Origin of the sequence: Streptomyces sp. NPDC097617 (genome assembly GCF_044761485.1) — a bacterium.
Taxonomy (GTDB): Bacteria; Actinomycetota; Actinomycetes; order Streptomycetales; family Streptomycetaceae; genus Streptomyces.
The window spans coordinates 25,614-51,664 of the sequence record NZ_JBIWCL010000012.1 but is presented as its reverse complement, the minus strand read 5'-3'; the positions used below and the strand labels follow the sequence as shown (position 1 = coordinate 51,664).

General features: G+C 72.7%; 25 protein-coding genes, 1 tRNA gene and 1 riboswitch. Of the genes, 20 read left to right on the top strand and 6 right to left on the bottom strand.

All coding sequences use genetic code 11. The annotated features are described in order from the left end of the window. Positions 1–16: 16 nt before the first annotated feature. The 4 genes from shc to ACIQZO_RS20355 are packed head-to-tail and all read left to right on the top strand — an operon-like array spanning position 17 to position 5,362. Complete coding sequence (shc, locus tag ACIQZO_RS20370; RefSeq protein WP_403627900.1) at positions 17–2,251, top strand: squalene--hopene cyclase; 2,235 nt, start codon at positions 17–19, stop codon at positions 2,249–2,251. Beyond that, positions 2,251–2,910, top strand: coding sequence for a 1-hydroxy-2-methyl-2-butenyl 4-diphosphate reductase (locus tag ACIQZO_RS20365; RefSeq protein ID WP_403627898.1), 660 nt, complete (start codon positions 2,251–2,253; stop codon positions 2,908–2,910). Before shc ends, ACIQZO_RS20365 begins: the two co-directional genes overlap by 1 nt. Positions 2,911–2,915: 5 nt before the next feature. Then, a complete protein-coding gene (hpnH, locus tag ACIQZO_RS20360) occupies positions 2,916–3,947 on the top strand; it encodes an adenosyl-hopene transferase HpnH (protein WP_403627896.1) in 1,032 nt (343 codons plus the stop codon). Next, positions 3,944–5,362: an aspartate aminotransferase family protein gene (locus tag ACIQZO_RS20355; protein WP_403627894.1), complete on the top strand. Its 1,419-nt coding sequence runs from the start codon at positions 3,944–3,946 to the stop codon at positions 5,360–5,362. Before hpnH ends, ACIQZO_RS20355 begins: the two co-directional genes overlap by 4 nt. A 50-nt stretch (positions 5,363–5,412) precedes the next feature. Here ACIQZO_RS20355 and ACIQZO_RS20350 read toward each other — a convergent pair whose 3' ends face one another. Beyond that, positions 5,413–6,204, bottom strand: a complete 792-nt coding sequence (locus ACIQZO_RS20350; RefSeq protein ID WP_403627893.1) for a tyrosine-protein phosphatase — start codon at positions 6,202–6,204, stop codon at positions 5,413–5,415. 315 nt (positions 6,205–6,519) lie between these two features. Further along, positions 6,520–6,693: riboswitch (cyclic di-AMP (ydaO/yuaA leader) on the top strand. Positions 6,694–6,697: 4 nt separating this feature from the next. Between ACIQZO_RS20350 and ACIQZO_RS20345 the strand changes: the two genes are divergently transcribed. From ACIQZO_RS20345 to ACIQZO_RS20295, 11 genes are all read left to right on the top strand, one after another. Further along, complete coding sequence (locus ACIQZO_RS20345) at positions 6,698–7,660, top strand: LysM peptidoglycan-binding domain-containing M23 family metallopeptidase (RefSeq protein ID WP_403627891.1); 963 nt, start codon at positions 6,698–6,700, stop codon at positions 7,658–7,660. A gap of 162 nt (positions 7,661–7,822) precedes the next feature. Beyond that, positions 7,823–8,608: an SGNH/GDSL hydrolase family protein gene (locus ACIQZO_RS20340; RefSeq protein ID WP_403627889.1), complete on the top strand. Its 786-nt coding sequence runs from the start codon at positions 7,823–7,825 to the stop codon at positions 8,606–8,608. A gap of 98 nt (positions 8,609–8,706) precedes the next feature. Then, positions 8,707–9,948 (top strand): MBL fold metallo-hydrolase, encoded by a 1,242-nt coding sequence (locus ACIQZO_RS20335; RefSeq protein ID WP_403627887.1) that lies wholly within the window; start codon positions 8,707–8,709, stop codon positions 9,946–9,948. A 368-nt stretch (positions 9,949–10,316) separates the two neighbouring features. Further along, on the top strand, positions 10,317–12,056 hold the full coding sequence (locus tag ACIQZO_RS20330) for an ATP-binding protein (RefSeq protein WP_403627885.1): 1,740 nt from the start codon (positions 10,317–10,319) through the stop codon (positions 12,054–12,056). Positions 12,057–12,094: 38 nt separating this feature from the next. After that, positions 12,095–12,529, top strand: a complete 435-nt coding sequence (locus ACIQZO_RS20325) for a roadblock/LC7 domain-containing protein (RefSeq protein ID WP_403628167.1) — start codon at positions 12,095–12,097, stop codon at positions 12,527–12,529. 71 nt (positions 12,530–12,600) lie between these two features. Continuing rightward, the gene (locus tag ACIQZO_RS20320; protein WP_403627883.1) at positions 12,601–12,939 is read left to right on the top strand and encodes a DUF742 domain-containing protein; all 339 of its coding nucleotides are present in this window, start codon (positions 12,601–12,603) and stop codon (positions 12,937–12,939) included. After that, the gene (locus ACIQZO_RS20315; RefSeq protein WP_403627881.1) at positions 12,917–13,549 is read left to right on the top strand and encodes a GTP-binding protein; all 633 of its coding nucleotides are present in this window, start codon (positions 12,917–12,919) and stop codon (positions 13,547–13,549) included. Before ACIQZO_RS20320 ends, ACIQZO_RS20315 begins: the two co-directional genes overlap by 23 nt. Further along, positions 13,546–14,127: a GAF domain-containing protein gene (locus tag ACIQZO_RS20310; RefSeq protein WP_403627879.1), complete on the top strand. Its 582-nt coding sequence runs from the start codon at positions 13,546–13,548 to the stop codon at positions 14,125–14,127. Before ACIQZO_RS20315 ends, ACIQZO_RS20310 begins: the two co-directional genes overlap by 4 nt. A 72-nt stretch (positions 14,128–14,199) precedes the next feature. Beyond that, entirely contained in the window at positions 14,200–14,574 is a 375-nt protein-coding gene (locus tag ACIQZO_RS20305) for an MmcQ/YjbR family DNA-binding protein (protein ID WP_403627878.1), read from the top strand. 175 nt (positions 14,575–14,749) lie between these two features. Next, entirely contained in the window at positions 14,750–16,156 is a 1,407-nt protein-coding gene (locus ACIQZO_RS20300; RefSeq protein ID WP_403627876.1) for an acyltransferase family protein, read from the top strand. A 57-nt stretch (positions 16,157–16,213) separates the two neighbouring features. Further along, a tRNA-Pro gene (locus ACIQZO_RS20295) sits at positions 16,214–16,287 on the top strand. 93 nt (positions 16,288–16,380) lie between these two features. On the opposite strand, the gene ACIQZO_RS20290 is transcribed toward ACIQZO_RS20295, so the two are convergent. Next, positions 16,381–16,827: a hypothetical protein gene (locus ACIQZO_RS20290; RefSeq protein ID WP_403627874.1), complete on the bottom strand. Its 447-nt coding sequence runs from the start codon at positions 16,825–16,827 to the stop codon at positions 16,381–16,383. Between the two features lie 215 nt (positions 16,828–17,042). On the opposite strand from ACIQZO_RS20290, the gene ACIQZO_RS20285 reads away from it, so the two are divergent. Next, positions 17,043–18,641 (top strand): phospholipase D family protein, encoded by a 1,599-nt coding sequence (locus tag ACIQZO_RS20285; RefSeq protein WP_403627872.1) that lies wholly within the window; start codon positions 17,043–17,045, stop codon positions 18,639–18,641. 178 nt (positions 18,642–18,819) lie between these two features. Beyond that, a complete protein-coding gene (locus tag ACIQZO_RS20280) occupies positions 18,820–20,265 on the top strand; it encodes a glyceraldehyde-3-phosphate dehydrogenase (protein WP_403627870.1) in 1,446 nt (481 codons plus the stop codon). On the opposite strand, the gene ACIQZO_RS20275 is transcribed toward ACIQZO_RS20280, so the two are convergent. After that, a complete protein-coding gene (locus tag ACIQZO_RS20275) occupies positions 20,244–20,993 on the bottom strand; it encodes an MFS transporter (RefSeq protein ID WP_403627869.1) in 750 nt (249 codons plus the stop codon). The two genes, ACIQZO_RS20280 and ACIQZO_RS20275, sit on opposite strands and share 22 nt — an antisense overlap. A gap of 92 nt (positions 20,994–21,085) precedes the next feature. On the opposite strand from ACIQZO_RS20275, the gene ACIQZO_RS20270 reads away from it, so the two are divergent. After that, complete coding sequence (locus ACIQZO_RS20270; protein WP_403627867.1) at positions 21,086–21,595, top strand: ArsR/SmtB family transcription factor; 510 nt, start codon at positions 21,086–21,088, stop codon at positions 21,593–21,595. 25 nt (positions 21,596–21,620) lie between these two features. Here the strand turns inward: ACIQZO_RS20270 and ACIQZO_RS20265 are convergent, their stop codons facing one another. The 3 genes from ACIQZO_RS20265 to ACIQZO_RS20255 form a co-directional block, all read right to left on the bottom strand. Then, positions 21,621–22,811: an MFS transporter gene (locus tag ACIQZO_RS20265; protein WP_403627865.1), complete on the bottom strand. Its 1,191-nt coding sequence runs from the start codon at positions 22,809–22,811 to the stop codon at positions 21,621–21,623. Positions 22,812–22,868: 57 nt separating this feature from the next. Beyond that, positions 22,869–23,909: an NUDIX hydrolase gene (locus ACIQZO_RS20260; protein ID WP_403627863.1), complete on the bottom strand. Its 1,041-nt coding sequence runs from the start codon at positions 23,907–23,909 to the stop codon at positions 22,869–22,871. 78 nt (positions 23,910–23,987) lie between these two features. Further along, entirely contained in the window at positions 23,988–24,611 is a 624-nt protein-coding gene (locus ACIQZO_RS20255) for a LysE/ArgO family amino acid transporter (protein ID WP_403627861.1), read from the bottom strand. Between the two features lie 69 nt (positions 24,612–24,680). On the opposite strand from ACIQZO_RS20255, the gene ACIQZO_RS20250 reads away from it, so the two are divergent. Both ACIQZO_RS20250 and ACIQZO_RS20245 read left to right on the top strand, forming a co-directional pair. Next, positions 24,681–25,589, top strand: coding sequence for a LysR family transcriptional regulator ArgP (locus ACIQZO_RS20250; RefSeq protein ID WP_403628165.1), 909 nt, complete (start codon positions 24,681–24,683; stop codon positions 25,587–25,589). 29 nt (positions 25,590–25,618) lie between these two features. Then, complete coding sequence (locus ACIQZO_RS20245; protein WP_403627859.1) at positions 25,619–26,011, top strand: molybdopterin-binding protein; 393 nt, start codon at positions 25,619–25,621, stop codon at positions 26,009–26,011. Positions 26,012–26,051: the final 40 nt, after the last annotated feature.

Below are 26,051 nucleotides of genomic sequence, written 5' to 3'. Positions count from 1 at the left end.
GTTCTAAGGGGAAGCCATGACAGCGACGACCGACGGCAGCGCCGAGGGCGCCGGCGCCGGCAGCGAATCCACCCCGGGGGCTGTGCCGCCCGGCCCGGCCGGCCGCGGTGCCGGCCTGGCCGCCGGCCCCCCGGCACCGCCACCGCCACCGCCGCCTGCCCGGACCGGCATGAGCGGCCCGCGAGCCGAGTACGGACCACCGGGCGGGCCACCCGGCCTGCTCGGCCGCCCGCTGCGCCCCGCGGCCGGCCCGGTGACCGGGCGCGCGGCAGCCCTGGCGCCCCCCTCGGCGGGCCGGGACACGGCCCGGACCGCGGGTCGGGCCACCGCGGACCTGCGCCGGCCGCCGGACGGCATCCGGCCGGGGGTGTACGAGGCCGCCGCGCGCGCCACCCGGAACCTGCTGGAGCGCCAGGACCCCGAGGGCTGGTGGAAGGGCGACCTGGAGACCAACGTCACCATGGACGCGGAGGACCTGCTGCTGCGGCAGTTCCTCGGCATCCGGGACGAGGCCACCACGCGCGCCGCCGCCCTGTTCATCCGGGGCGAGCAGCGGGAGGACGGCACCTGGGCCACCTTCCACGGCGGACCGCCCGAACTGTCCGCCACCATCGAGGCCTACGTCGCGCTCCGCCTGGCCGGGGACGCGCCGGACGCCCCGCACATGAGCCGCGCCTCGGCCTGGATCCGGGCCCACGGCGGGATCGCCGCCGCCCGCGTCTTCACCCGGATCTGGCTGGCCCTCTTCGGCTGGTGGAACTGGGACCACCTGCCCGAGCTCCCGCCCGAGCTGGTCTTCCTGCCGCCCTGGGTGCCCCTGAACATCTACGACTTCGGCTGCTGGGCCCGCCAGACCATCGTGCCGCTCACCGTGGTCTCCGCGCTGCGCCCGATCCGCCCGGCCCCCTTCGCCCTGGACGAGCTGCACGCCGACGCGAGGGTGCCCGAACCGGCCCGCAGACTCGCCCCGCTGACCAGCTGGGACGGCGCCTTCCAGCGGATGGACAAGGCCCTGCACATCTACCGGCGGTTCGCCCCGCGCCGCCTGCGGAAGGCCGCGATGGCCAGCGCCGGCCGCTGGATCATCGAACGCCAGGAGAACGACGGCTGCTGGGGCGGGATCCAGCCGCCCGCCGTGTACTCGGTCATCGCCCTGCACCTGCTCGGCTACGACCTGGGACATCCGGTGATGCGCGCCGGACTGGAGTCACTGGAGCGCTTCGCGGTGTGGCGCGAGGACGGCGCCCGGATGATCGAGGCCTGCCAGTCACCGGTGTGGGACACCTGCCTCGCCGCGATCGCCCTGGCCGACGCGGGCCTGCGCCCCGACCACCCGGCGCTGGTCAAGGCCGCCGACTGGATGCTGGGCGAGGAGATCGTCCGCAGCGGGGACTGGGCGGTGCGCCGGCCCGGGCTCGCCCCCGGCGGCTGGGCGTTCGAGTTCCACAACGACACCTACCCCGACATCGACGACACCGCCGAAGTGGTCCTGGCCCTGCGCCGGGTCAAGCACCCGGACCCGGCCCGGGTCGAGGCGGCCATCGCCCGCGGGGTGTCCTGGAACCTCGGCATGCAGTCGAGGAACGGGGCCTGGGGCGCCTTCGACGCCGACAACACCAGTCCCTTCCCGAACAAGCTGCCCTTCTGCGACTTCGGGGAGGTGATCGACCCGCCCTCGGCCGACGTCACCGCCCACGTGGTGGAGATGCTCGCCTTCGAGGGCCGGGCCGGCGACGCCCGGACCCGGCGCGGCATCTCCTGGCTGCTCGCCGAACAGGAGCCGTTCGGCGGCTGGTTCGGCCGATGGGGCACCAACTACGTCTACGGGACCGGCTCGGTGGTCCCCGCCCTCACCGCCGCGGGCCTGGCCCTGGGGCATCCCGCGATCCGGCGGGCCGTGCGCTGGCTGGAGTCCGTACAGAACGAGGACGGCGGGTGGGGCGAGGACCAGCGCTCCTACAAGGACCCGTCCTGGGCCGGGAAGGGCGCCTCCACCGCCTCGCAGACCGCATGGGCGCTGATGGCCCTGCTGTCGGCCGGCGAGCGGGAGGGCAAGGCCGTCGAGCGGGGCATCGCCCACCTGGTGGAGACCCAGCGGGAGGACGGTACCTGGGACGAGCCGTACTTCACCGGCACCGGCTTCCCCTGGGACTTCTCCATCAACTACCACCTGTACCGGCAGGTGTTCCCGCTCACCGCACTCGGCCGCTACCTGTACGGGGAACCGTTCGCCCCGGCCGGGGAGGCGTGATGGCCGCCGCGGGCGGGGCGCCGGGACCCGACCCGCTGCTGGTGGCCTGCGCGCTGCGCATCGAGCAGGCCGCGCTGCGCAGCACCGGACCCGGCCGCGGCCGCGGATCGGCCGGCGGGCACACCCTGCTGCGCACCGGGATGGGCCCGAGCGCGGCCGAGCGGGCCGTCGGCCGGGCACTGGACCGGCCGGGGATGGAACGGGCCGCCGTCCTCGCCACCGGGTTCTGCGCCGGGCTGGTCCCCGGCATGCACCCCGGTGACCTGGTCGTCGCCGAGCAGACCCGCGACCCGCAGGGGAACGTCACCTGCACCGGCAGCGCCCTGCTCGCCGATGCACTGGCCCGGGCCACCCCGGGCCGCACCGTGCACACCGGGGTGCTGACCGGGTCCGACCACGTAGTCCGCGGCCAGGAGCGCGCGCAGCTGCGCGCCACCGGCGCGATCGCGGTCGACATGGAGTCCGCGGCCACCCTGTGGGCCGCCACCCGGGGCGGTGGCCGCCCGGTTGCGGCCGTCCGGGTGATCGTGGACGCTCCGGAGCACGAGCTCGTCCGTATCGGCACGGTTCGCGGGGGAATATCGGCCTTCCGTGTCCTGCGTGCCTTACTGCCTGCGTTTCATGAATGGCACCGTTCGTTGCTGCTCCCCAGGAGGTGAGCCAGATGGCCATGCCGCTGCGCCAGTCCATCAGGGTCGGGACGTATCTTCTCGAACAGAAGCTCCGCAAGCGCGAGAAGTTCCCCCTGATCGTCGAACTGGAACCGCTCTACGCCTGCAACCTGGCCTGTGAGGGGTGCGGGAAGATCCAGCACCCGGCCGGGGTGCTCAAGCAGCGCATGCCGGTCGCACAGGCGGTCGGCGCCGTGCTGGAATCCGGTGCGCCCATGGTGTCCATCGCGGGCGGCGAGCCCTTGATGCACCCGCAGATCCACGAGATCGTCCGGCAGTTGGTGGCGCGCCGGAAGTACGTGTTCCTCTGCACCAACGCGATGCTGCTGCGCAAGAAGATCGAGAAGTTCACCCCCTCCCCGTATTTCGCCTTCGCCGTGCACATCGACGGCCTGCGCGAACGCCACGACGAGTCGGTGGCCAAGGAAGGCGTCTTCGACGAGGCGGTGGCCGCCATCAAGGAGGCGAAGAGGCGCGGGTTCCGGGTGACGACGAACTCCACCTTCTTCAACACCGACACCCCGCAGACGATCATCGAGGTGCTCAACTACCTCAATGACGACCTCCAGGTCGACGAAATGATGATCTCGCCCGCCTACGCCTACGAAAAGGCTCCCGACCAGGAGCACTTCCTCGGCGTCGAGCAGACCCGGGAACTCTTCAGGAAGGCCTTCGCCGGCGGCAACCGGCGGCGCTGGCGGCTCAATCACTCCCCGCTCTTCCTGGACTTCCTGGAAGGAAAGGCCGATTTCCCCTGCACGGCCTGGGCCATTCCGAATTACTCCCTCTTCGGCTGGCAGCGCCCCTGCTATCTGATGAGCGACGGCTACGTACCGACGTACCGCGAGCTCATCAACGACACCGACTGGGACAAGTACGGCCGCGGAAAGGACCCGCGCTGCGCGAACTGCATGGCGCACTGCGGCTACGAGCCCACCGCCGTCCTCGCCACCATGGGCTCCCTCAAGGAGTCCCTGCGCGCGGCCCGGGAGACGATCGCCAGCAACCGGAACAAGTCGGTATGACCGCGCGGCCACCGGAGGAGGAGGGCGGCCGGGGCAAGGGCTTCGACCTCGGCGCCCTGCTGGCCGAGCGCGGCGCGGAGCGCTACGAGCTGCACGCCCGGTACCTCAACCACCAGCTGCCCCGGATGCTGCACACCATCGGCTTCGACAAGGTCTACGAGCGGGCCGAGGGAGCACACTTCTGGGACGCCGAGGGCAACGACTACCTGGACATGCTGGCCGGTTTCGGGGTGATGGGGCTGGGCCGCCACCACCCGGTGGTCCGCCGCGTCCTGCACGACGTGCTGGACGCCCAGCTCGCCGACCTCACCCGGTTCGACTGCCAGCCGCTGCCCGGCCTGCTGGCCGAGAAGTTGCTGTCGTACAGCCCTCACCTGGACCGGGTCTTCTTCGGCAACAGCGGCACCGAGGCCGTGGAGACGGCCCTGAAGTTCGCCCGGTACGCCACCGGGCGCCCCCGGGTCCTCTACTGCGACCACGCCTTCCACGGGCTGACCACCGGCTCCCTCTCGGTGAACGGGGAGAGCGGCTTCCGCGACGGCTTCGCGCCGCTGCTGCCCGACACCGGGATCACGCTCGGGGACCTCGGGGCCCTGGAGCGTGAGCTGAAGCGCGGGGACGTGGCCGCCTTCGTCGTCGAGCCGATCCAGGGCAAGGGGGTGCTGGCCGCCCCGCCCGGGTTCCTGCTCGCCGCGCAGGAGATGCTGCACCGGCGGGGGGCGCTGCTGATCGCCGACGAGGTGCAGACGGGCCTCGGACGTACCGGGGACTTCTACGCGTACCAGCACGAGCCGGGTGTGGAGCCGGACCTGGTGTGCGTGGCGAAGGCACTCTCGGGCGGCTACGTGCCGGTCGGCGCGACCCTGGGCAAGGACTGGATCTTCAAGAAGGTCTACTCGTCCATGGACCGGGTCCTCGTGCACTCGGCGAGCTTCGGCTCCAACGCCCAGGCGATGGCGGCGGGCCTCGCGGTGCTGTCCGTCATGGAGGACGAGGAGGTCGTCGCGAACGCCCGGGCCATGGGCGATTTGCTGCGCGGCCGGCTCGCCGCGCTGGTGGACGAGTACGAGCTGCTGCACGAGGTGCGGGGGCGCGGACTGATGATCGGCATCGAGTTCGGCCGGCCGTCCTCGCTGGGCCTGCGCAGCCGGTGGACCATGCTCCAGGCGGCCCGCAAGGGGCTCTTCGCGCAGATGGTCGTGGTGCCGCTGCTCCAGAAGCACCGGATCCTCACCCAGGTCTCCGGGGATCACCTGGAGGTGATCAAGCTGATCCCGCCGCTGATCGTGGACGAGCGGGACGTGGACCGGTTCGTCGGAGCGTTCCGCGAGGTCATGGACGAGGCGCACGGTGGGTCCGGGCTGATCTGGGACTTCGGCAGGACGCTGGTGAAGCAGGCCGTCGCCACGCGCTGACGGCCCGCCGACCCCGGGGGGGAACCGGTCCGGAGCGGTTCCCCGCCGCGTCAGACCAGCAGCCGGTCCCGCAACCGGTCGAGGGTCTCGGGCCGCAGCCCGAGGCCGTCCGCCAGGTAGCGGTCCACGCCGCCCCAGATCTCGTCGATGGTGTCGAAGGCGGCCATCAGGTACTCGGCGCGGGCGTCGAAGAGCGGCGCGAGCAGCTCCATCACCTCGGGGGAGCGCTCGCCCGCCGACTCGCCGGTGCGGCGCACGCGGTAGCGGCGGTGCGGCGCGTTCGACTCCAGGTAGTCCGTCACGATCGCCTCGCGCTCGACGCCGAGCGCGAGCAGGGTGACGGCGATCGACAGGCCGGCCCGGTCCTTGCCGGCCGCGCAGTGCATGAGCGCGGGGACGCTGTCCTCGGCGAGGGCGTGCACGACCCGGCCGTGCTCGGCGGTGCGCTGCCGGATGATCGCGCGGTACGAGTTCGACATCCGGGCCGCCGCCTTTCCGTCGCCCAGGATCTCGCGCAGCTGGACGAGGTCGCCGTCGCGGACCAGCCGCCAGAACTCCCGACCGTCGGCCGGGTCCGAGAGCGGGATGTTGACGTTGCGGACGCCGGGCAGGTCGACGTCGGGACCCTCCAGCGCGTGGTCGGCGCCGTTGCGGAAGTCGAAGACGGTGTGGAGGCCGAGCGAGGAGAGGAACTCTGCGTCGCTTTCGGTGGCATGCGCGAGATGTCCGCTTCGGAACAGTCGTCCTGTCATGACCGTTCGGCCATTAGAAGTCGGCAATCCGCCTACATCGCGGAAATTGCGCACTCCGGTCAGCTCCGGCTCCTGTATCTGCTGGGTCAAAACAACTCCTCCGCCACGCCTGGGTCCTCTGTCCGAATTACACTACTTGGCGCCAACTTGCCATATCCGGACGAGAGATCGGGAACGTCCCCGTGAGCCAGATCATACGGTGACCGTGAGTGCCTGATCGCTAAAGCCGAATCGCCCGGTCGGAGCGGCTGTTGGCGGTCGGGAATGGACGGAGGGTGACCGGAATTCCATCGGTCTCTGATGCCTGTTATTCCGTCAGCGAATTCACGGCTTGTTCCGCGCGGCTGCCAGGGATTACCTTCGCGATCGATCCGGGCGGACCGCCAAATCCTGCCGCCTCCCGGAAACCGCATCCGACCTAATTTCGCGCGGCAGGAGCGGGGGAACCAGGTAAGCCGCCGGCCCGGAGATCCTTCTCCGGGACGGCTCGGGGTGAAGTCGTTCATGTCCCGTACATGTACGGCCGGACATCTCCAGTCCGAACCCGACAGCTCACCTCGCAGGCGCCGGAGAGGAATTCGTCATGCCTGCAAAGGGTAAGCACCGCCGTCCCAAGTCCCTCTCCCTTTCCCGCGGTTTCGCCGTCGCCGGAACCGGTGGCGCGGCCCTCGCGCTGCCGCTGATCGGCGCCGCCGGCGCCCACGCGGCCGGTGCTCCGGCTGTCGCTCCCGCCGTGGCCCCCGTCGTGGCCGCGCAGGTCCCGGTCGCGCTGCAGGCCACGCCCGCCGCCGCCGTGCAGGCCGCGCCGTCCGTCTACACGGTCGTGCCGGGCGACTACCTCTCCAAGATCGCCGCGGAGCGCCACCTGTCCGGCGGCTGGGAGCAGCTCTACGCCGACAACCGCGAGGCCGTCGGCGGCAACCCGTCGCTGATCCACCCGGGCCTGAAGCTGGACCTCGGCGGTGCGGGCGAGGCGTCCGAGGCGGAGGCCGCCCCCGAGGCCGATGCGAAGCCGGCCGCGCAGGCCGAGCCGAACCCGGCCCGCAAGCAGGCCGAGAAGCCCGCCCGGGCGCAGCGGGAAGCCCCCGCCGAGGCTCCGGCGGAAGCCCCCGCCGAGGCTCCGGCCGCGCCGCAGTCGGCCGCCGCCTTCGTGTCCCCGGTCAGCGGCGGGATCTCCACCCAGTACAAGGTCGCGGGCAGCATGTGGTCCTCCGGCTACCACACCGGCGTCGACTTCATCGCCGGCTCGGGCACCAGCGTCAAGGCGGTGGGCGCGGGCACCGTGGTCTCCGCAGGCTGGAGCGGCTCGTACGGCAACGAGGTCGTCATCCGCCACGCGGACGGCAAGTACTCCCAGTACGCCCACCTGTCCCAGCTCTCCGTCTCCTCCGGCCAGAGCGTCACCGCGGGCCAGAGCATCGGCCTCTCCGGATCCACCGGAAACTCGACCGGCCCGCACCTCCACTTCGAGATCCGCACGAGCCCGTCCTACGGTTCGGACATGGACCCGATCGCCTACCTCCGCTCGAAGGGTGCGAGCCTCTGACGGCACCCGCCGTCGGACCGCCGACACGCGTGAGGCCGGGACCCGAGGGGGTCCCGGCCTTACGCGTACTTATTCCTTATCCCCTGCGTGGTATAGATCACGGTCCGTCAACCCCTCATTACGTTGGCGTAGGTTGGTTACGGGAGTGAAGTATGGGTTCCCGTGGCAGCGACGACGACGAAACTCAAGACCATCGGCTCGTACGCGGCGATCGGGGACAGCTTCACCGAAGGCGTGGGAGACCCGGGACCCGGGGACTCGTATCTCGGCTGGGCGGACCGGCTCGCCGTACTCCTGGCGGATCAGCGCGAGGAGCACGACTTCCGATATGCGAATCTGGCGGTGCGGGGGAAGCTCCTCGACCAGATCGTGACCGACCAGCTTCCGCGGGCCAAGGCCCTCGCACCGGACCTGGTGACCTTCTGCGCGGGCGGCAACGACATCATCCGGCCCGGGACCGACCCGGACGACGTGGCGGAGCGCTTCGAGGCCGCCGTGGCCGACCTGACCGGGGCGGTGGGCCACGTCATGATCACCACGGGCTTCGACACCCGGGGAGTGCCGGTGCTCAAGCACCTCCGCGGCAAGGTCGCGACGTACAGCGCGCACGTGCGCGCCATCGCCGACCGCTACGACTGCCCGGTGCTCGACCTCTGGTCGCTGAAGTCCGTACAGGACCGGCGGGCCTGGGACACGGACCGGCTGCACCTCTCGCCCGAGGGGCACACGCGGGTCGCGCTGCGCGCGGCGCAAGTGCTCGGCCTGGAGGTGCCGGCCGATCCGGACCAGCCGTGGCCCCCGCAGCGGCCGCGCGGCTCGGTGGACGTGACTCGGGACAACGTCCAGTGGGCCCGCGAGCACCTCGTGCCGTGGATCGGCCGGCGGCTGCGCGGGGAGTCCTCCGGGGACCACGTGGAGGCGAAGCGGCCGGACCTGCTGCCGCTGTAGCAGGGTCGGGAGCCGCAAGCGGAATCCTTCGGGGCCGATGTGCGTTGGGATGGTCGTAGACCGACGACCATCCTGACCCCATCCTCCCTGGAGGCGCTTTGACCGGCTCCCGTCCCTTGCGTCCGCGGCTGCGCGCCCTGCGGCCCGAAGCCTTCGGTGCGGACCCGTCCGGCGCCCGGCTGGAGCGGATCCGCCGCTCGCCGAACTTCGCCGACGGCGTCTTCCAGAACCCGGTCGGGGCCCGGAACAGGCCCTCGGGTTCGATGGCGGAGTTCGCCAAGATCTACTTCCATCGCGAGCAGCGGGTCCGGCGCAGCCCCGCCGCGCCGATCCCGGTCCATCCGACGACCCTCGCGGACCTGGCGAAGCCGCCGCTCAGCGGCCTGCGGATGACCTGGATGGGGCACTCCAGCGTGCTCGCGGAGATCGACGGACGCCGGGTGCTGTTCGACCCGGTGTGGGGCGAGCGGTGCTCACCCTTCCCCTTCGCCGGCCCCAAGCGGCTCCACCCGGTGCCGGTCCCGCTGGCCGCGCTGGGCCCGGTCGACGTCGTGGTCATCTCGCACGACCACTACGACCACCTCGACCTGCCGACGATCAAGGAACTGGCCGGTACGGACACGGTCTTCGCCGTTCCGCTGGGCGTCGGCGCGCACCTGGAGCGGTGGGGCGTACCGGCGGACCGGCTGCGCGAGCTGGACTGGAACGAGAGCACCAAGATCGCCGGTCTCACCCTCACGGCGACCCCCGCCCGGCACTTCTGCGGCCGCGGCCTGCGCAACCAGCAGCACACGCTGTGGGCGTCCTGGGTCGTCGCGGGCGACGAGCACCGGGTCTACCACAGCGGGGACACCGGCTACTTCCCCGGATTCCAGGAGATCGGCGCCGCGCACGGGCCCTTCGACGCCACGATGATCCAGATCGGCGCCTATTCGGAGTACTGGCCCGACATCCACATGACGCCCGAGGAGGGCATGCGCGCCCACCTCGACCTGCAGGGCGGCACCCCGCACGGCACGATGCTGCCGATCCACTGGGGCACCTTCAACCTGGCCCTGCACCCGTGGGACGAGCCGGGCGAGGGCACGCTGACCGCCGCCGAGGGCGCGGGAGCGGCGATCGCACTGCCGATCCCGGGCCAGCCCTTCGAGCCCGGCGGCGCCGGCGCCCCGCACACACCGTGGTGGCGGCCCTTCGTCGCCGGGGAGGCGGCGGGCGGCCGGGTCGACGGTCCCTCGTCCGTGCCTCCGCTGGGAGCCGGGGCCGTGGCGGGGACGGCGGCGCGCGTGGGGTCCGCGGCAGCCGGTGGACACGAGAAGCCGGAGTCCGTCGGGTCGTAGCCGACCGCACGGACGCGAACGACGGCCGCCCCGGCACATCGGGGCGGCCGTCGTTCGCTCGGCCGGTCGCTCGGCCGGTCCGTCGGCCGGTCGGTCGGTCAGGCCCGTCCGCCGGTCGTCCCGGCCCGTCCGCCGGTCGTCCGGACCCGTCCGCCGGTCCCCCGTGGGGCGGCGCCGGGGCGGTCGCCCGGGCCCGACCGGCGCATTCGGGCTGCTGTACGAGCGCTCCACCGGGAGCGGGAAGCACCCCCGCGAAGTTCGCCAACTGGCATTCCTGGGTGTGGCGGTGGGGTCTAGCGTGGGTATTCGGTGATCAACACCGGGCCCCGGGAACGCTGGGGGCCGGGCCCCACGTACCGAGGACGCCCATGTCCGGACTCCGCGCAGCCCGCCACGCCCCGTCGAGACACGCCGTCACCGGTCCCGGCCGGCAGATACGCCCCCAGCTGGTGCGCGCCTCCGTACTGCCCACGCTCGCCGCCGGGCTCAGCGGCGCCGCCGCGGTGATCTTCACTCTTCAGCTCGGCGGCGGAGCCGGCGGGCGCGACGCCCGGCTGTGGCCGGTGCTCACCGGCTGCGCCCTCCTCGTCGTCGCTGCCCTGGCGGCCGCCCTGCTCGGGGCCCAGCGCTCCGCCAAGGCCGTACGGGACCGGTGCGAGGCGCTGCGCCGGTCCAGCGTGCGCGGCCGCCACGAGCTGCGCACGGCCGCCGACCGGCTGGAGCGGGGCGAGACGCCGCCCCGCCCCGTGCGCGGTGGCCCGAGTTCGCCGCCGCCCGGCGGGGACCCGGCCGGCCTGGACGAGTTCTGGCTGCTGTCCCAGGAACTGCGCACGGCCCGTGAACAGGCGCACACGACCGTGCTGCGGCTGGCGGGACCGGTCACCCCGTCCGACAGCGAGCGCAAGGTCGAGGTCTTCGTCAACCTCGCGCGCCGCCTCCAGTCCCTCGTGCACCGCGAGATCGCGCTGCTCGACGACCTGGAGGACACGGTCGAGGACCCGGACCTGCTCAAGGAGCTCTTCCACGTCGATCACCTCGCCACCCGCATCCGCCGCCACGCCGAGAACCTCGCCGTGCTGGGCGGCGCCGCCTCCCGGCGCCAGTGGACCAGGCCCATCGACCTGAGCGAGGTGCTCCGCTCCGCGGTCGCCGAGGTCGAGCAGTACACCCGGGTCAAGGTCGTGCCTCCGGCCGGCGGCAGCGTGCGCGGGCACGCCGTCGCGGACGTGGTGCACCTGCTGGCCGAGCTCGTCGAGAACGCCACGGTGTTCTCCGCCCCCGACACGGACGTGGTGCTGCGCGCCGAGCGGGTCACCGCCGGGATCGCAGTCGAGGTGGAGGACCGGGGGCTCGGCATGCCCCCCGAGGAACAGCACCGGATGAACGCCCTGCTCGGCGACCCGGACCAGATCAGCGTCCGGCACCTGCTCGCGGACGGACGGATCGGCCTGTTCGTGGTGTCGGCACTGGCCCGCCGGCACGGGATCGCCGTCGAGCTCAAGTCCAACATCTACGGCGGTGTGCTCGCCGTGCTGGTGCTGCCGCAGGAACTGCTCGGCGCCGAGGCGCCGACCGCGGCCGACGCGGCCGGGGGTTCACGGGCCACCTCGTGGGGGACCGGGCAGGGGGCGGCGGCGCCGCCGCTGGAGCCGGTCCGTATGCCCCTGCCGGGGCACGAGCCGTTGCGGCCGGCACCGGCACCCGTCGCCGTATCCGCACCCGCTCCCCTGGTGGAACCGGCGCCCCTGGTCGTGCCCTCCCCGCGAACCGGTCCCGATCCCACGTCCGCTCCCGGGGCCATGACCTGGTCGGCGCCCGCTGCCGATCCGCGGGCCGAGCCCGCACCGGTTCCGCCCACCCGGGAGGGCGCCGGGGCGGTGGCCTGGTCGGCCCCGGAGCCGGCGGCCGGACCCGCACCCGGCGGGCCCGACACGGGCGACCGGCCGTCGCTGCCCCGGCGACGTGCCCAGGAGCACCTCGCGCCCCAGCTGCGGGAGGCACCCGCTCCCCGGCGGGCCCCGGACCCCGAGCCGCCCGTGCACGACCCCGGCCTGATGGCCGCCTTCCAACGGGGCTTCGGTCTCGCCCAGTCGGAGAACCAGGCATGACCCCGACCCCTCACCTCATCAGCAAGGAGCGCACCCCCATGGGCGGCGAAGTGGCGACGACGACCGGCGGCCGGCTCTCGGATCTCGACTGGCTGCTCAGCGGCCTGGTGCAGCGCGTGCCGTACACGCGCAGCGCCGTACTCCTCACCGCCGACGGGCTCGTGACCTGCGTGCACGGGCTGGACGCCGACAGCGCCGACCATATGGCGGCCCTCGCGTCCGGGCTGTACTCGCTGGGCCGCAGCGCGGGCTCCCGCTTCGCGGACGGCGCCGAAGTGCGTCAGGTCGTGGTCGAACTCGACACCGCGCTCGTCTTCGTCTCCGCCGCCGGATCGGGCACCTGCCTGGCGGTCCTCGCGGACCGGGAGGCCGACGCCGGGGTGCTCGGCTACGAGATGGCGATGCTGGTCAAGAGCGTACGTCCGTACCTGGCGGCCCCGCCGCGGCGGCCCGTCGCCGACGCGGAGCGATGAGGGTCCGCGGGACGGGGGTTCACACGAAGGGACGGGACACACCGTGGCTCGACGACTCGGCGGGCCGGGTGATGCGCCCGTACACCGCCAGCGGGGGGCGGACCAGGCCGGGGATCGCGCTCGACCTGCTCTCGCTGGTGACCGCGACCGGGGTGCGGCCGCGCATCCCGCTCGGCGCGGAGCACACGCTCGCGCTGCGGACGTGCGCGGGCTCCGCCACCGTCACCGTCGCCGAGGTGGCCGGGCAGCTGCGGCTGCCGGCCGTGGTGGTGAAGGTACTGCTGTCCGATCTGATGGAACACGGGGCCGTCATGGCGCAGGCGCCGCGGTTCCCGGGCAGCGGATCGTTCGCCGCCGATGACCGGTCCCTGCTCCTGGCGGTGCTCGATGGCCTACGCCGACGACTGTGACGCCCCGGCATCCGCAACCGCCCCCGGATCTCCGCCCGCGACGCTGAAGATCCTGGTCGCGGGCGGGTTCGGGGCGGGCAAGACCACCTTCGTGGGCGCGGTGAGCGAAATCGAACCGCTCAGCACGGAGGAACTGATCGGCGGCCTCGGCGCGAGCGCCGACCCGCTGCACGGAGTCGAGGGCAAGACCACGACCACGGTCGCCCTCGACTTCGGCCGGATCACCCTCGACCGGCGCCATGTGCTCTACCTCTTCGGCACGCCCGGGCAGCACCGCTTCTGGTTCCTCTGGGAGGAGTTGTGCGCGGGAGCGCTCGGGGCGGTGGTGCTCGCCGACACCCGCCGGCTGGCCGACTGCTTCCCCGCCGTGGACTTCTTCGAGCGGCGCGGGATCGCTTTCGTCGTCGCCGTCAACGAGTTCGACGGCGCTGACCGCTACCGGCCGGACGAGGTCCGCGAGGCGGTGGGGATCGGGCCCGAGGTGCCGGTCGTACGGTGCGACGCGCGCCTGACCAGCTCAGGGACGGGGACGCTGGCCGCCCTCGTCCGTCATCTGTTGTGCATGTCGTCAGTCAGCTCTTCGTCTTCGGAGTCGAGGGAACCGCCATGACGTACTACGAATCGACCGGACACCTGCTGCTCACGCCGGTGGACCGGGAGGCGCCCGCACGCGCCGTCCGGCTGCGCGAGCTGGGCCTGGGGGAGCGTACCGACGTCGAACTGGACGCGTTCGCCCGGCGCGTCGCCGACACGCTCGGCGCACCGTACGCGGGGGTCAACTTCGTCGGCGAGGAACGGCAGTTCTTCGCCGGGATGCACCACGGCGCCGAGGCCCCGGCCAGCGGCTACCCGGCCCGGGTGCTGGCCCGGGACCACGGCTACTGCCCGCATGTCGTGGTGCGGCGGCGGGCGCTGGTGCTGGAGGACGTACGGGACTTCGCGCGCTTCGCGGGCAACGCGGTCGTGGACGGGAGCGGGGTGCGGACGTACGTGGGCGCGCCGCTCCTGGACCGGCGCGGGATCGTCCTGGGCACGGTGTGCGCGGTGGACGTGGTGCCGCGGCGGTGGGGGACCGACGGGCTCGCCACCGTGAAGGCGCTGGCGGCGGACCTGGTGGCGCTGGTGCACGCACGCGAGGACCGGGGGCAGGTCCCCGGGACGGTCGCGGGGGAGGACCGGCGGGGGTGAGCCGGTTTGTCGGTGGCGGGCGCTACGGTCCCCGGACATGGGTTCACCGGTGGCTGGAGAGGAGTCTCGGGGATGGCCACAACCGCGCAGGACGTCCGCCTGATCGCGCTGTCGCTCCCGGACAGCACGGAGAAGCTCGCCTGGGGCATGCCGACCTTCCGGGTCGGCGGGAAGATCTTCGTCTCGCTGGCCGACGACGACACCACGATCGGGGTGAAGTGCCCCAAGGAGGACCGGGCGGAGCTGATCGCGGCCGAGCCGGAGAAATTCTTCCTGCGCGCCGGCCACGACGACAACTACGCCTGGATCCGGGTCCGGCTGGCGGCGCTGCAGCATGCCGACGAGCTGCGCGCCATCCTGATCGACTCCTGGCTCCAGGCGGCTCCCAAGCGCCTGATCGCAGCCCATCCGGAGCTGACCGACGGCGCGGGCCGAGGCGGGGGCTGAGCCGCGGGCTGAGCCGCGGGCTGAGCCGCGGGCTGAGCCGCGGGCGCCGTCGCCCGCCCGCGGCCGAACGGTCCGGCGCCGAAAACGGTCACGGTTTGAGGAAGGGCCGTGACGGAGGTCCGTTTTGCGCATTCCGCCATCAGTGGGCCCGCCACGCATCGGCTAGCCTCCCGAAGTGAAACTGACCGAACGCTTGTCTTCCCGGCGTGTCGCGCGCGAAGCGGCCGAGGGTGGAACCCGTGCCGCCGCATCGAGGCTCGGCTGGCTGGACGCACTCCGTGGGATCGCGGCACTCACCGTCGTCGTGCACCACCTGGGGCTGCCGCTCTCCTGGGTGCCCCACGGCAGCCGCCTGCCGTACTACCTGCACCCCGGGATCTTCGGCGTCATGCTGTTCTTCCTGGTGAGCGGATACATCATCCCCGCCTCGCTGGAGAGACGCGGCGACATACGCGGGTTCTGGGTGAGCCGTCTCTTCCGGATCTATCCGGTCGTCATCGTCACCCTGGTGGGCTCGCTGCTGGTCCTGCCCCGTGCGTACACCGTGGTGGCGAACTGGAACTACCAGCATCCGATGCTCACGGCCGTCGGCAACGCGCTCATGATCCAGGACCTGATCGGCGTCACGAACGTCCTCGGGGTGATGTGGACCCTCGCCTACGAGATGGTCTTCTACTACTTCGTGACGGCGCTGTTCGTACTGGGCTGGCACCGCAGGAGCGCGCCCATCGCGGTCGGCTTCGCCGCGGTGGCCCTGCTGCTCGGAGGATGGGCCTCCGTCGGGCTGATCACCGTGGATGTGACGGCCACCCGGCACCTGGCGCTGGCCTGCGCCACCGTCGTGGTGATGGCGATGGCGTGCATCATGACCGGGAAGGCGGCCCTGATCAGGATGGGGGCGCTGCTCCTCGGCGGGCTGGGGCTCCTGCTGATCACCCTCAACAGCCGGGCCACGTTCTTCGAGACGATGATGATCTTCGCGACCATGTTCTCGGGCACCGTCCTGTACCGCCTGGAGCACGGCCAGATCGACCGCGCCCAGGCCGCGCTGACCTGTGCCTTCGTCATCGTCTGCGGCTTCCTCGTCGGATACATGTACAACCACGGCACGGCCCTGTGGCGGACCTGGAGCGACTCCTGGATGGCGTGGTCCTTCGCCTACGTCGCCGCGTGGGCGGTCTTCCTCGGCGGCATGCTGCTCCGCAAGCGCAGGTTCCCCCGCTGGCTGACCATGCTCGGTGCGATCAGCTACTCGCTCTACCTCCTGCACAACCCGGTGATCCACGCGATGGGCTGGATGCTGCGGGGGCGCGGGCCCATCGAGAGCTGGACGGGCCGGCTGCTGCTGCTGGGCGCCTTCATGGGCGCACTGGTGCTGCTCAGCTACCTCAGCTACCGGCTGGTGGAGCTGCCCTTCCAGAACCTGGGCCGCCGCGCGCTGAAGGCCGTGAAGCGTCCGGAGCCCCTGCGGCCCCCGCAGGGACCGCAGGCCCCTTCGACACCGCGGGCCACGGGGCCGGCGCCGGTGGACGTGGTCGACGCGGAACCGGTGGCGGAAAAGGTGCGCGCGACCACCCCATGAAGTGCGGTATCGTTCTCCTGCGCGTTCAACCAGGGGAAACCCCAGGTCAGCGCGCATCGGGACGTGGCGCAGCTTGGTAGCGCACTTGACTGGGGGTCAAGGGGTCGCAGGTTCAAATCCTGTCGTCCCGACTCGCAAGAGTCGTGAATCGAAGGGCCGTTTCGGAGCAATCCGAAACGGCCCTTCGATCGTTTTCCGGCCGCCCTGGGGCGGTTCCGCAGAGGTCAGGCGTTCGCGGCGGGCTCGGCCTCCTTGTGCATGCCGGCGCACAGCGCCCAGACCACGAACAGGTTGACGGCGACCAGGGTCAGGGCCCACCAGGGGTAGTACGGCACCCACAGGAAGTTGGCGATCGCGGCGAGTCCGGCGACGGCCACACCGAAGAAGCGCGCCCACAGGGCTCCGGTGAACACGGCGCAGCCGGCGAAGACGAGGGCGATGCCCAGGATCAGGTGGACCCAGCCCCAGCCCGTCAGGCTGAACTCGAACACGTAGTGCCGCGTCACGACGAACAGGTCGTCGCTGGCGAGGGCGGCGATCCCCTCGAAGACCGCCATCGCGCCGCCGAAGACCATCAGGGCGCCTGCCGTGAGGGTCGTGCCCGATGTGGGGGCGTGCCACGGGCTGGGCTTCGCTGGGCCGGTCCGGGGCCTGCCGGCGTCACTGGCCATGTTGATCTCCTCGGTGCCAGAGCCGACCTGGCGTGCCAGGGTCGGCGGTCCTCCGACTCAGCGTGGCACGGTCACTCACCGTCGGCACTCCGGCCGGAGCCGCGGGCGCCGCGCGGTCCGGGTGCGGCTAGCCTGAGAGTGCGGTGCACCGGAGCGATCGGAGGACCACATGAGCGCCGTCACTTCTGGTAGCGCGCGGCCCGGGAGCCGATGCCGTGACGTACGCCGACTGGCTCCTGCTCCCCGCTGAACGCGGCAACCCCGCGACGCGCCTGGACCGGCGCCGCCCGGACGGCACGGCCTGGTCCACGGGCAACGACGTACGGCCCCTGGTCCACGGCGCCGTGTACTTCGCGGAGCTCCTCACGGCCGTCCGCTCGATGGGCCGCGGCGACCTGCTCCTGTTCACCGACTGGCGCGGCGACCCCGACGAGAGGCTCGCCGGGCCCGGCACCGAGATCGGCGCGGTCCTGTGCCGGGCGGCCGAGCGCGGTGTCGTCGTCAAGGGCCTGCTGTGGCGTTCCCACCTGGACAGCCTTCACTTCAGCCAAGAGGAGAACCTCCGCTTCGGCGAGGAACTCGCGCGGGCCGGTGGCGAGTGCCTGCTCGACATGCGGGTCCGGCCCGGTGGCTCCCACCACCAGAAACTGGTGGTGCTGCGCCACCGCGGCCGTCCGGAGCTGGACGTCGCCTACGTCGGCGGGATCGACCTCTGTCGCAACCGCAACGACGACGCCTCGCACCGGGGCGACCGCCAGTCGCTGCCCCTGGCCCGGGCCTACGGGCCGCACCCGCCGTGGCACGACGTCCAGCTCGCCCTGCGCGGACCGGTCGTCGGCGATGTCGAGGCCGTCTTCCGAGAGCGCTGGCAGGACCCGGCGCCGCTCAGCCGCAGCCCGCTCGTCCGGCTGCGCGAGCGGCTGCACCACGAGGACATCAGCGCGGACCGGCTGCCGCCGCAGCCGCCCGACCCGGCGCCCTGCGGCACGCACACCGTCCAGCTGCTACGGACGTATCCGAACCGCCTGCTGTTCGGCTACCCCTTCGCCCCCGACGGCGAGCGGAGCATCGCGCGCGGCTACACCAAGGCGCTGCGGCGGGCCCGGTCGCTGATCTACCTGGAGGACCAGTACCTGTGGTCGCCCAGGGTGGTGGACTGCTTCGCCCGGGCGCTGCGCGATCACCCGCGGCTCCGGGTGATCGCGGTCGTCCCCTCCGTCCCGGAGCAGGACGGCCCCCTCACCCTGCCCATGAACCTGATCGGGCGGATCAAGGCCCTGGCCGAGCTGCGCCGGGCCGGCGGCGGCCGGGTCGCGGTGTACGGCCTGGAGAACCGGGCGGGCACTGCGGTCTACGTGCACGCCAAGGTGTGCGTGATCGACGACGTGTGGGCCTCGGCCGGCTCCGACAACATCAACCTCCGTTCGTGGACCCACGATTCCGAACTGGGCTGCGCCGTGTACGACGAGCGCCGGGACCCGCGGCGGCCGGCCGATCCGGCAGGGCTCGGGGACGGCGCGCGGGTCTTCGCCCGGGAGCTGCGCCTGGAGCTCATGCGCGAGCACGCCGAGGCCGCGGCGGAGGACGGGCTGTGCGACCCGGTGTCCGCCTTCGACGTCTTCGCCGGGCGGGCGGCCGCCTTGGACGCCTGGTACGCGGGCGGCTGCCGCGGCCCGCGGCCGCCGGGCCGGCTGCGCCGGTACGCGCCGCCGGACCTGGCCGTGACGCGGCGGGTGCTCGCGACCCCGCTGCACCACCTGCTGGTCGACCCGGACGGCCGCCCGCTCGGGATGAGGCTCCGCGGCAGGTTCTAGCGACAGGTTCGGCAGGTTCGGGCGGTAGGTCTCACGGCGAGATCTCACGGCAAACCATTGCAAAAACGTACGAATTCCTGTCACATAGTGCCCGTTCCCGGCACGGCGGGTACCGCTCAAGTGACCAAAATGGCGGCGGGTTAGCATATGAGCACCGCCTAGCTCGAAAGATAATCCTGTGACTGTCAATGAGGACTCGTTCACCAGCTGGAAGAACCGCGAGGAGATCGCGGAGTCGATGATCCCGATCATCGGGAAGCTGCACAGGGAGCGGGACGTCACGATCCTGCTCCACAGCCGCTCCCTGGTGAACAAGTCGGTGGTCAGCATCCTCAAGACCCACCGATTCGCCCGGCAGATCGACGGTGAGGAGCTCTCGGTCACCGAGACGCTGCCGTTCCTGCAGGTGCTCACCGCGCTCGATCTCGGCCCGTCCCAGATCGACATCGGCATGCTCGCCGCGGACTACAAGAGCGACGACCGCAACCTCTCCGTGGCCGAGTTCACCGCCGAGGCCGTCGCCGGCGCCACCGGCGCGAACAAGATCGAGCGCGGCGAGGGCCGCGACGTCGTCCTGTACGGCTTCGGCCGCATCGGCCGCCTCGTCGCCCGCCTGCTGATCGAGAAGGCCGGCTCCGGCAACGGCCTGCGCCTGCGCGCCATCGTCGTCCGCCAGGGCGGCGACCAGGACATCGTCAAGCGCGCCTCGCTGCTGCGCCGCGACTCGATTCACGGCCAGTTCCAGGGCACGATCACCGTGGACGAGGCGAACAGCACGATCATCGCCAACGGCAACGCCATCAAGGTGATCTACGCGAACGACCCGTCCGAGGTGGACTACACCGAGCACGGCATCAAGGACGCCATCCTCATCGACAACACGGGCAAGTGGCGTGACCGCGAGGGTCTGTCCAAGCACCTGCGCCCCGGCATCGACAAGGTCGTCCTGACCGCCCCGGGCAAGGGCGACGTCCCGAACATTGTTCACGGCGTCAACCACGACACCATCAAGCCGGACGAGCAGATCCTGTCCTGCGCCTCCTGCACCACCAACGCGATCGTCCCGCCGCTCAAGGCCATGGACGACGAGTACGGTGTCCTGCGCGGTCACGTGGAGACCGTCCACTCGTTCACGAACGACCAGAACCTGCTGGACAACTACCACAAGGCCGACCGTCGTGGCCGCTCCGCGCCGCTCAACATGGTCATCACCGAGACCGGTGCCGCCTCCGCCGTCGCCAAGGCGCTGCCGGACCTGAAGGCGCCGATCACCGGCAGCTCGATCCGCGTCCCCGTCCCGGACGTCTCGATCGCCATCCTGAGCCTGCGCCTGGGCCGTGAGACCACCCGCGAAGAGGTCCTCGACTACCTTCGCGACGTCTCGCTGCACTCGCCGCTCAAGCGCCAGATCGACTTCACCACGGCGCCCGACGCGGTCTCCATGGACTTCGTCGGCTCGCGCCACGCCTCGATCGTCGACGCGGGCGCCACCAAGGTGGACGGCGACAACGCCATCCTCTACCTCTGGTACGACAACGAGTTCGGCTACTCCTGCCAGGTCATCCGCGTGGTCCAGCACGTGTCCGGGGTGGAGTACCCGACCTACCCGGTTCCGGCGGTCTGATCCGTTCGGAGCGCTCGCCGTTCGACCGGCTGCTTCGACAGGCGGGGTGATGGTGGAAGGGCGACCGATGCCGACGTGCATCGGTCGCCCCGCCCACCGTCCCCCGCCTGCCGTGCGTCCGGCCCGGGTCCGCGCAGTGCCACGAGACGGCGGGCCAGGGCGATCACGGCCGCCACGGCCACGAGGGCGCACACGCCCGGCCAGCCGGCCCGGCCGTAGATCCGTACGCCGAGCCACGATCCGGCACTGCCGCCCAGGTACGCGCACGTCATGTAGGCGGTGTTGAGCCGGCTGCGGGCATCGGGGCGCAGGGCGTACACCCGGGCCTGGTTGGCGACCATGCCGGACTGCATCGCGATGTCGAGCAGCAGGGTGCCGCCCGCCAGTGCGGCCAGGCCCGCCGCCCCGCCCCGGGCGCCCGCCGCGAGGGCTGCGGCCGCGACGAGGACCCCGAGCAGGCAGACGAGGTTCACCCGGTCCGCTCCCTTACGGTCCACCAGGCGCCCCGCGTACGGGGTGCACACCATGGTCGCCGCGCCCACCAGCGCGAGCATCCCCACCGCGTGGGCGCCCAGGCCGTAGACCGGGCCGGTGAGCAGCAGCGCGAGGCAGGTCCAGACCGCCGAGAACCCGCCGCACGCCGCCCGACCTGGTCCGCCGCGATCTGCTGGCCGCGCACGCCCCGCTGCTCGCCGCGCTCGCCCCCGACGACGGGCCCGTCCTCGCACTGCGCGACGCGCTGTGCGCACTCCTGCGCCAGTACTGGGACGTCGCGGTCCGGCCGATGCGGCCGCGGATGCGGCTCCTGCTGGAGGCCGACATGACCTACCGCGCGCGGCAACTGGCCAGGGGCGGAGCCAGGCTCCTCTTCGCCGACATGCACCCGAATCTGCGCTGGCAGGGCGGCGTCCTGCAGATCGGGCAGATGATCAGCCGGCACCACGTCGTGGCGTCCGGCCGCGGGCTGCTCCTCGTACCCTCCGTCTTCGCGCACAAGCCCGCACCGCCCGTCAGCCCGCAGGAGGCGCCGACGCTGGCGTACCCCAGCCGCGGCGTGGCGACGCTGTGGGTGCGCGAGCCCGTCGCCGACACGACCGCCCTGGTGTCCCTGCTCGGCGCGCCCAAGGCGAGGCTGCTCGGCCTGCTCGACGAGCCGCTGCCCACGGTCGAGCTCGCCCGGCGCCTGGGGGTCACCGCGAGCGCCGTCTCCCAGCACCTGGGCGTGCTGTACGCCACCGGCCTCGTCTCCCGGGCCCGCCACGGACGGCAGGTCCTCTACCGCCGCAGTCCCCTCGGGGACGGGCTCAGCGGCGGCCCGAAGCCGCTGTGAGCCGCCGCGGCCCCGGGGCGCGCGCTCACGCCGGCGCCCGCGCCGGACGGCGCAGCAGGTACCAGGCCGCGGCCCCGACCAGTACGGCCATACAGGCGATGAACACCAGCCCGGCGCCCTCCAGGCCGATCGGCTCCACCAGCAGCCCCACCCCGATCACCGGCACCGAGATGCCCGTGTACGCCACGACGAACAGCATGGAGATCACCGCCGCGCGCCGGTCCGGCGGAGACGCGGCGGCCACCGCCGACAGCGCCCCGCGGAACGCCAGCCCCTGCCCGGCCCCGCCCACCAGCGCGCTCGCCACCACCAGCGCCAGCAGGTCCCACCACAGCGCGCCCGCGAGCAGCGCCAGCCCGGCGAGCAGTCCCGCGCAGCCCAGCGGCAGGGAGCGGCTCACCCCGACCCGGCCGACCGCCAGTTGCCCGGCGGTCGAGGCGAAGAAGGCCAGCGCGACGATCGACCCGCTCACCGCGTGGTTGCGCACGTCCAGGGACTGCGCGAGGAAGGCGGGGCTGACCGAGGTGAACACCCCGAACAGCGCGAAGCCCACGAACGAGGCGATCGCCGCGGGACCGAACACCGACCGGACCTGCGCCGGCAGGGCGGGCCGCTGCGGGCGCACCGTACGGAGCGGCTTCCGGTCCCGTACGGTCTCGGGCAGCCGCAGCAGGACCAGTGCCGAGCCGGCCACGAGCGCGAGGTGCACGGCGAACGGCAGGTACAGCGGCCAGGGGGCGTACTGGGCGAGCACCCCGGCGAGCAGCGGGCCGCAACCCAGCCCGCCCATGTTCGCGGCCGTCGCCACGAACGTGGCCCGTGAGGCACCGCCGCTCGGCGCCAGTTCCATCACGTACGCCGTCGCCGCCCCGGTGAACAGCCCGGCGGACAGTCCCGACATCAGCCGGCCCGCGTACAGCCAGCCCAGTCCGGTGGCGCACAGGAAGCAGACGGCGCTGAGCGCCGAGAAGGCCAGGCCCGCCAGTAGTACCGGCCGACGGCCGACGGAGTCCGAGGCGTCGCCGACCAGCAGCAGTACGCCGATCACCCCGAAGGCGTACACGGCGTACACGACGGTCACCACCAGCTCGGAGAACCCGAACTTATCCTGGTAGAGGCCGTAGAGCGGGGTCGGCAGCGTGGTGCCGGCCATGCAGACGGCGAACACCGCTCCGCTGAGCAAGCACGGACGCCACCGCAGGCGATCACCGTCCATGCCGCCGACGGTAACCCCGCCGCCGCGGCCCGGCGCGGCGGCGGCCGGGCCCGCCGGTCAGGGGCGGCCCGCGTGGAGTTCCAGCGGTCCGGTGCCGGTGGCCCGGGCGGTCAGGCAGGCGGTGATCTGGCGTCGCAGGGCGGGTTTGACCAGTCCGCGGAGGTCCGCGGGGGCGACGGTGCGCCACTGGAGGAGCTCGGTCTCGTCGAGCCGGATCCGGGCGAGCACCGCCGCGTCGAGGACTCCGCCGTCGTAGAGGAAGCGGATCCGGGCCGGACGGCCCGCCTTGTGGGACCAGTTCACGGCGAGCAGCCGCCCCGGGGCGAGGTCGAGGCCGAGTTCCTCGTGGACCTCCCGCCGCGCTCCGGCGCGCGGGATCTCGCCGAGGTCGCTGTCGATGCCGCCTCCCGGCAGGTTCCAGCGGTCGGACCTGCCGTACGCGGGCTGGACCAGCAGGATCCGGCCGTCGGGGTCGGTGAACAGCACGCTCGCCGCGGTCACCGCCTTGGGGCGGCTGGCCCGGTGGCTGGCCGGGTCGAGGACTCCCGAGTGCTCCAATGCGACGCGCCGGGCCGGGTCCAGACCGGCCGGTGAGCCCCGCTGGATCACACCGTCGACGAGGTGGGCGAAGGAGCCGGTGTGCAGGGCGGCGAGTGCGGCGCTCAGCCGTGGCGCGACCGGGGCGGGCAGGGCCGCCCGGGCCTCGTCCGGCGCGAGCCAGCGGGCCTCGGTGATCGGCCCGGAGGGGAAGGAGAGCGCGGCGGCCTGCTGCGGCGACAGCGGGCCGACCAGGTGCACGTGCACGACGAGCGAGCGGCCGGGCGGGCCGGCCTCGCCGCTCGAGCCGGCCGTCCGCCTCGAGCCGGCCGTCCCCCTCGGCCGGGAGTCCACCGCCAGCAGCCGGCCCGCCGGCAGGGAGAGGTCCAGCTCCTGCCGCAGCACACGGGCCAGCCCCTCCTCCGGGGTCTCGGTGTCCTCGACCGCGCCGCCCGGGAGCCGCGGCTCCGCCGCGTCCGAGCGCGTCAGTACGAGGACCCGCCCGCGGGTGTCCAGGACGAGCCCGGTGGCGGCCACGAGCGGGGAGGGACGGTCGGGCACGGCGGGCTCCTGGGTCGGTTCGGCGGCGCGGGCGCGGTGCCCGGGCCGCGGCGGGTGCCCGGCGCCGGTGTGCGGGGCTCAGGCGCGGGCCAGCAGCAGCCCGCCCATGGTGACCATGGTCGCAGCGACGAGCCCGTCCATGATCCGCCAGGCGGCGGGACGGGCGAGGAAGCCGCTGAGCAGCCGAGCCCCGTAGCCCAGAGCGGTGAACCAGGTCAGGCTGGCCAGCCCGGCCCCGATGCCGAAGGCCCAGCGCAGGTCGCCGCGGTCGGCGGCGAGGGAACCGAGGAGGAGCACGGTGTCCAGGTAGACGTGCGGGTTGAGCCAGGTCATGGCCAGGCAGGTCAGCACGGCCCGGCGGGCGGAGGCGCTGGTGGCGCCCTCCGTGGTGAGGGCGGCGCCCGGGCCGGGCCGCAGCACCCGGCGGGCGGCGAGGACTCCGTAGCAGATGAGGAACGCGCCCCCGGCGAGCCCGACCACCGTCAGGGCGGCCGGCCAGGCGGTGACGAAGGCTCCCACGCCCGCCACGCCGAGGCCGATGAGGAGCGCGTCGGAGACGGCGCAGATGGCGACCACGGCGAGGACCGCGTGACGGCGCGCGCCCTGACGCAGGACGAAGGCGTTCTGCGCACCGATGGCGACGATGAGGGAGAGTCCGGTGCCGAAGCCGGCGAGGGCCGCGGTGACGATGCCGTAGTTCATGGCTTCGACCGTAGGCCGCGCTTTACGTTCAGTACAGCTAAAGATTCTTACATACCATTAGCGCTCATGATGGACGAGCTTCCGCTGGACCAGGTACGCACGCTGCTCGCCGTGGTGGACGAAGGCACCTTCGAGGCGGCGGCGGCCGCCCTGCACGTGACCCCCTCCGCCGTCAGCCAACGGGTCAAGGCCCTGGAGCAGCGGACCGGTCGGGTGCTGCTGAAACGGACGAAGCCGGTGCGGGCGACCGCATCGGGTGAGGTGGTGGTCCGCTTCGCCCGGCAGCTGGCCCGCCTGGAGCGCGACGCGCGCGCCGAGCTGGGGATGGCCGAGGGGCTGGGCCCGGTGCGGCTGCCGATCGCGGTGAACGCGGACTCCCTCGCCACCTGGTTCCTGCCCGCGCTGACCAGGGTGCCGCAGGACCCCCCGGTGTGCATCGAGCTCCACCGCGAGGACGAGTCGCACACGACGGCGCTGCTGCGGGAGGGGCAGGTGATGGCGGCGGTCACCTCCTCGCCCGACCCCGTGGCGGGGTGCAGCGTACGGATGCTGGGGCTGGCCCGGTACCTGCCGACGGCGAGCCCGGCCTTCGCGGCGCGGTACCTGACGGGGGAGCCGGAACGGGACCTGCGGGAGGCGCCGACGATCGTCTTCGACCGGAAGGACGATCTCCAGGACGCTTTCGTCCGCGCGCTGACGGGGGACAGGACGGCCGCTGCGGGCCCGGTGCGGCACTACGTACCGACGTCGGAGGGCTTCCGCGACGCGGTGGTCGCGGGGCTGGGCTGGGGCCTGGTGCCGGAGCAGCACTCCGTCCCGCTGCTGCGGACGGGGGAGCTGGTGCTGCTGGAGCCGCTCCGGCCGATGGACGTGCCCCTGTACTGGCAGCAGTGGAAACTCGACTCGCCGGCCCTGTCGACGATCGCGGAAGTGGTCGCCGCGGTGGCCCGCGAGGCACTGCGCAGCCCTTCCGCGTGATCCGCCGGGCAGCGCCTAAGCTGCGGACCATGGAGTCCTACACGATCGGTCAGGCGGCCCGGTTGCTCGGCGTCAGCGTCGACACGGCCCGGCGCTGGGCCGATGCCGAACGGTTCCCCACCCACCGCGAGGGCACCCGGCGGATGGTGGACGGTCCGGACCTGGCCGCGTTCTGCGTCGAGGCCGCGCAGGAGGGCGCCGAGGGCGAGGAGGCCGCGTACACCTCGGCCCGCAACGCCTTTCCGGGCATCGTCACCGGCGTGAAGCTGGGGACGGTCGACGCGCAGGTGGAGATCCAGGCCGGACCGCACCGGGTCGTGTCGCTGCTGACGCGGGAGGCGGTGGAGGAGCTCGGGCTGGAGGTCGGCGCCCGGGCCACGGCGCGGGTGAAGTCGACGAGCGTGTTCATCGACCGGGCCTGAGACGCGCTCGGGATCCGGCCGCCCCCGCCGAATCCGCGGC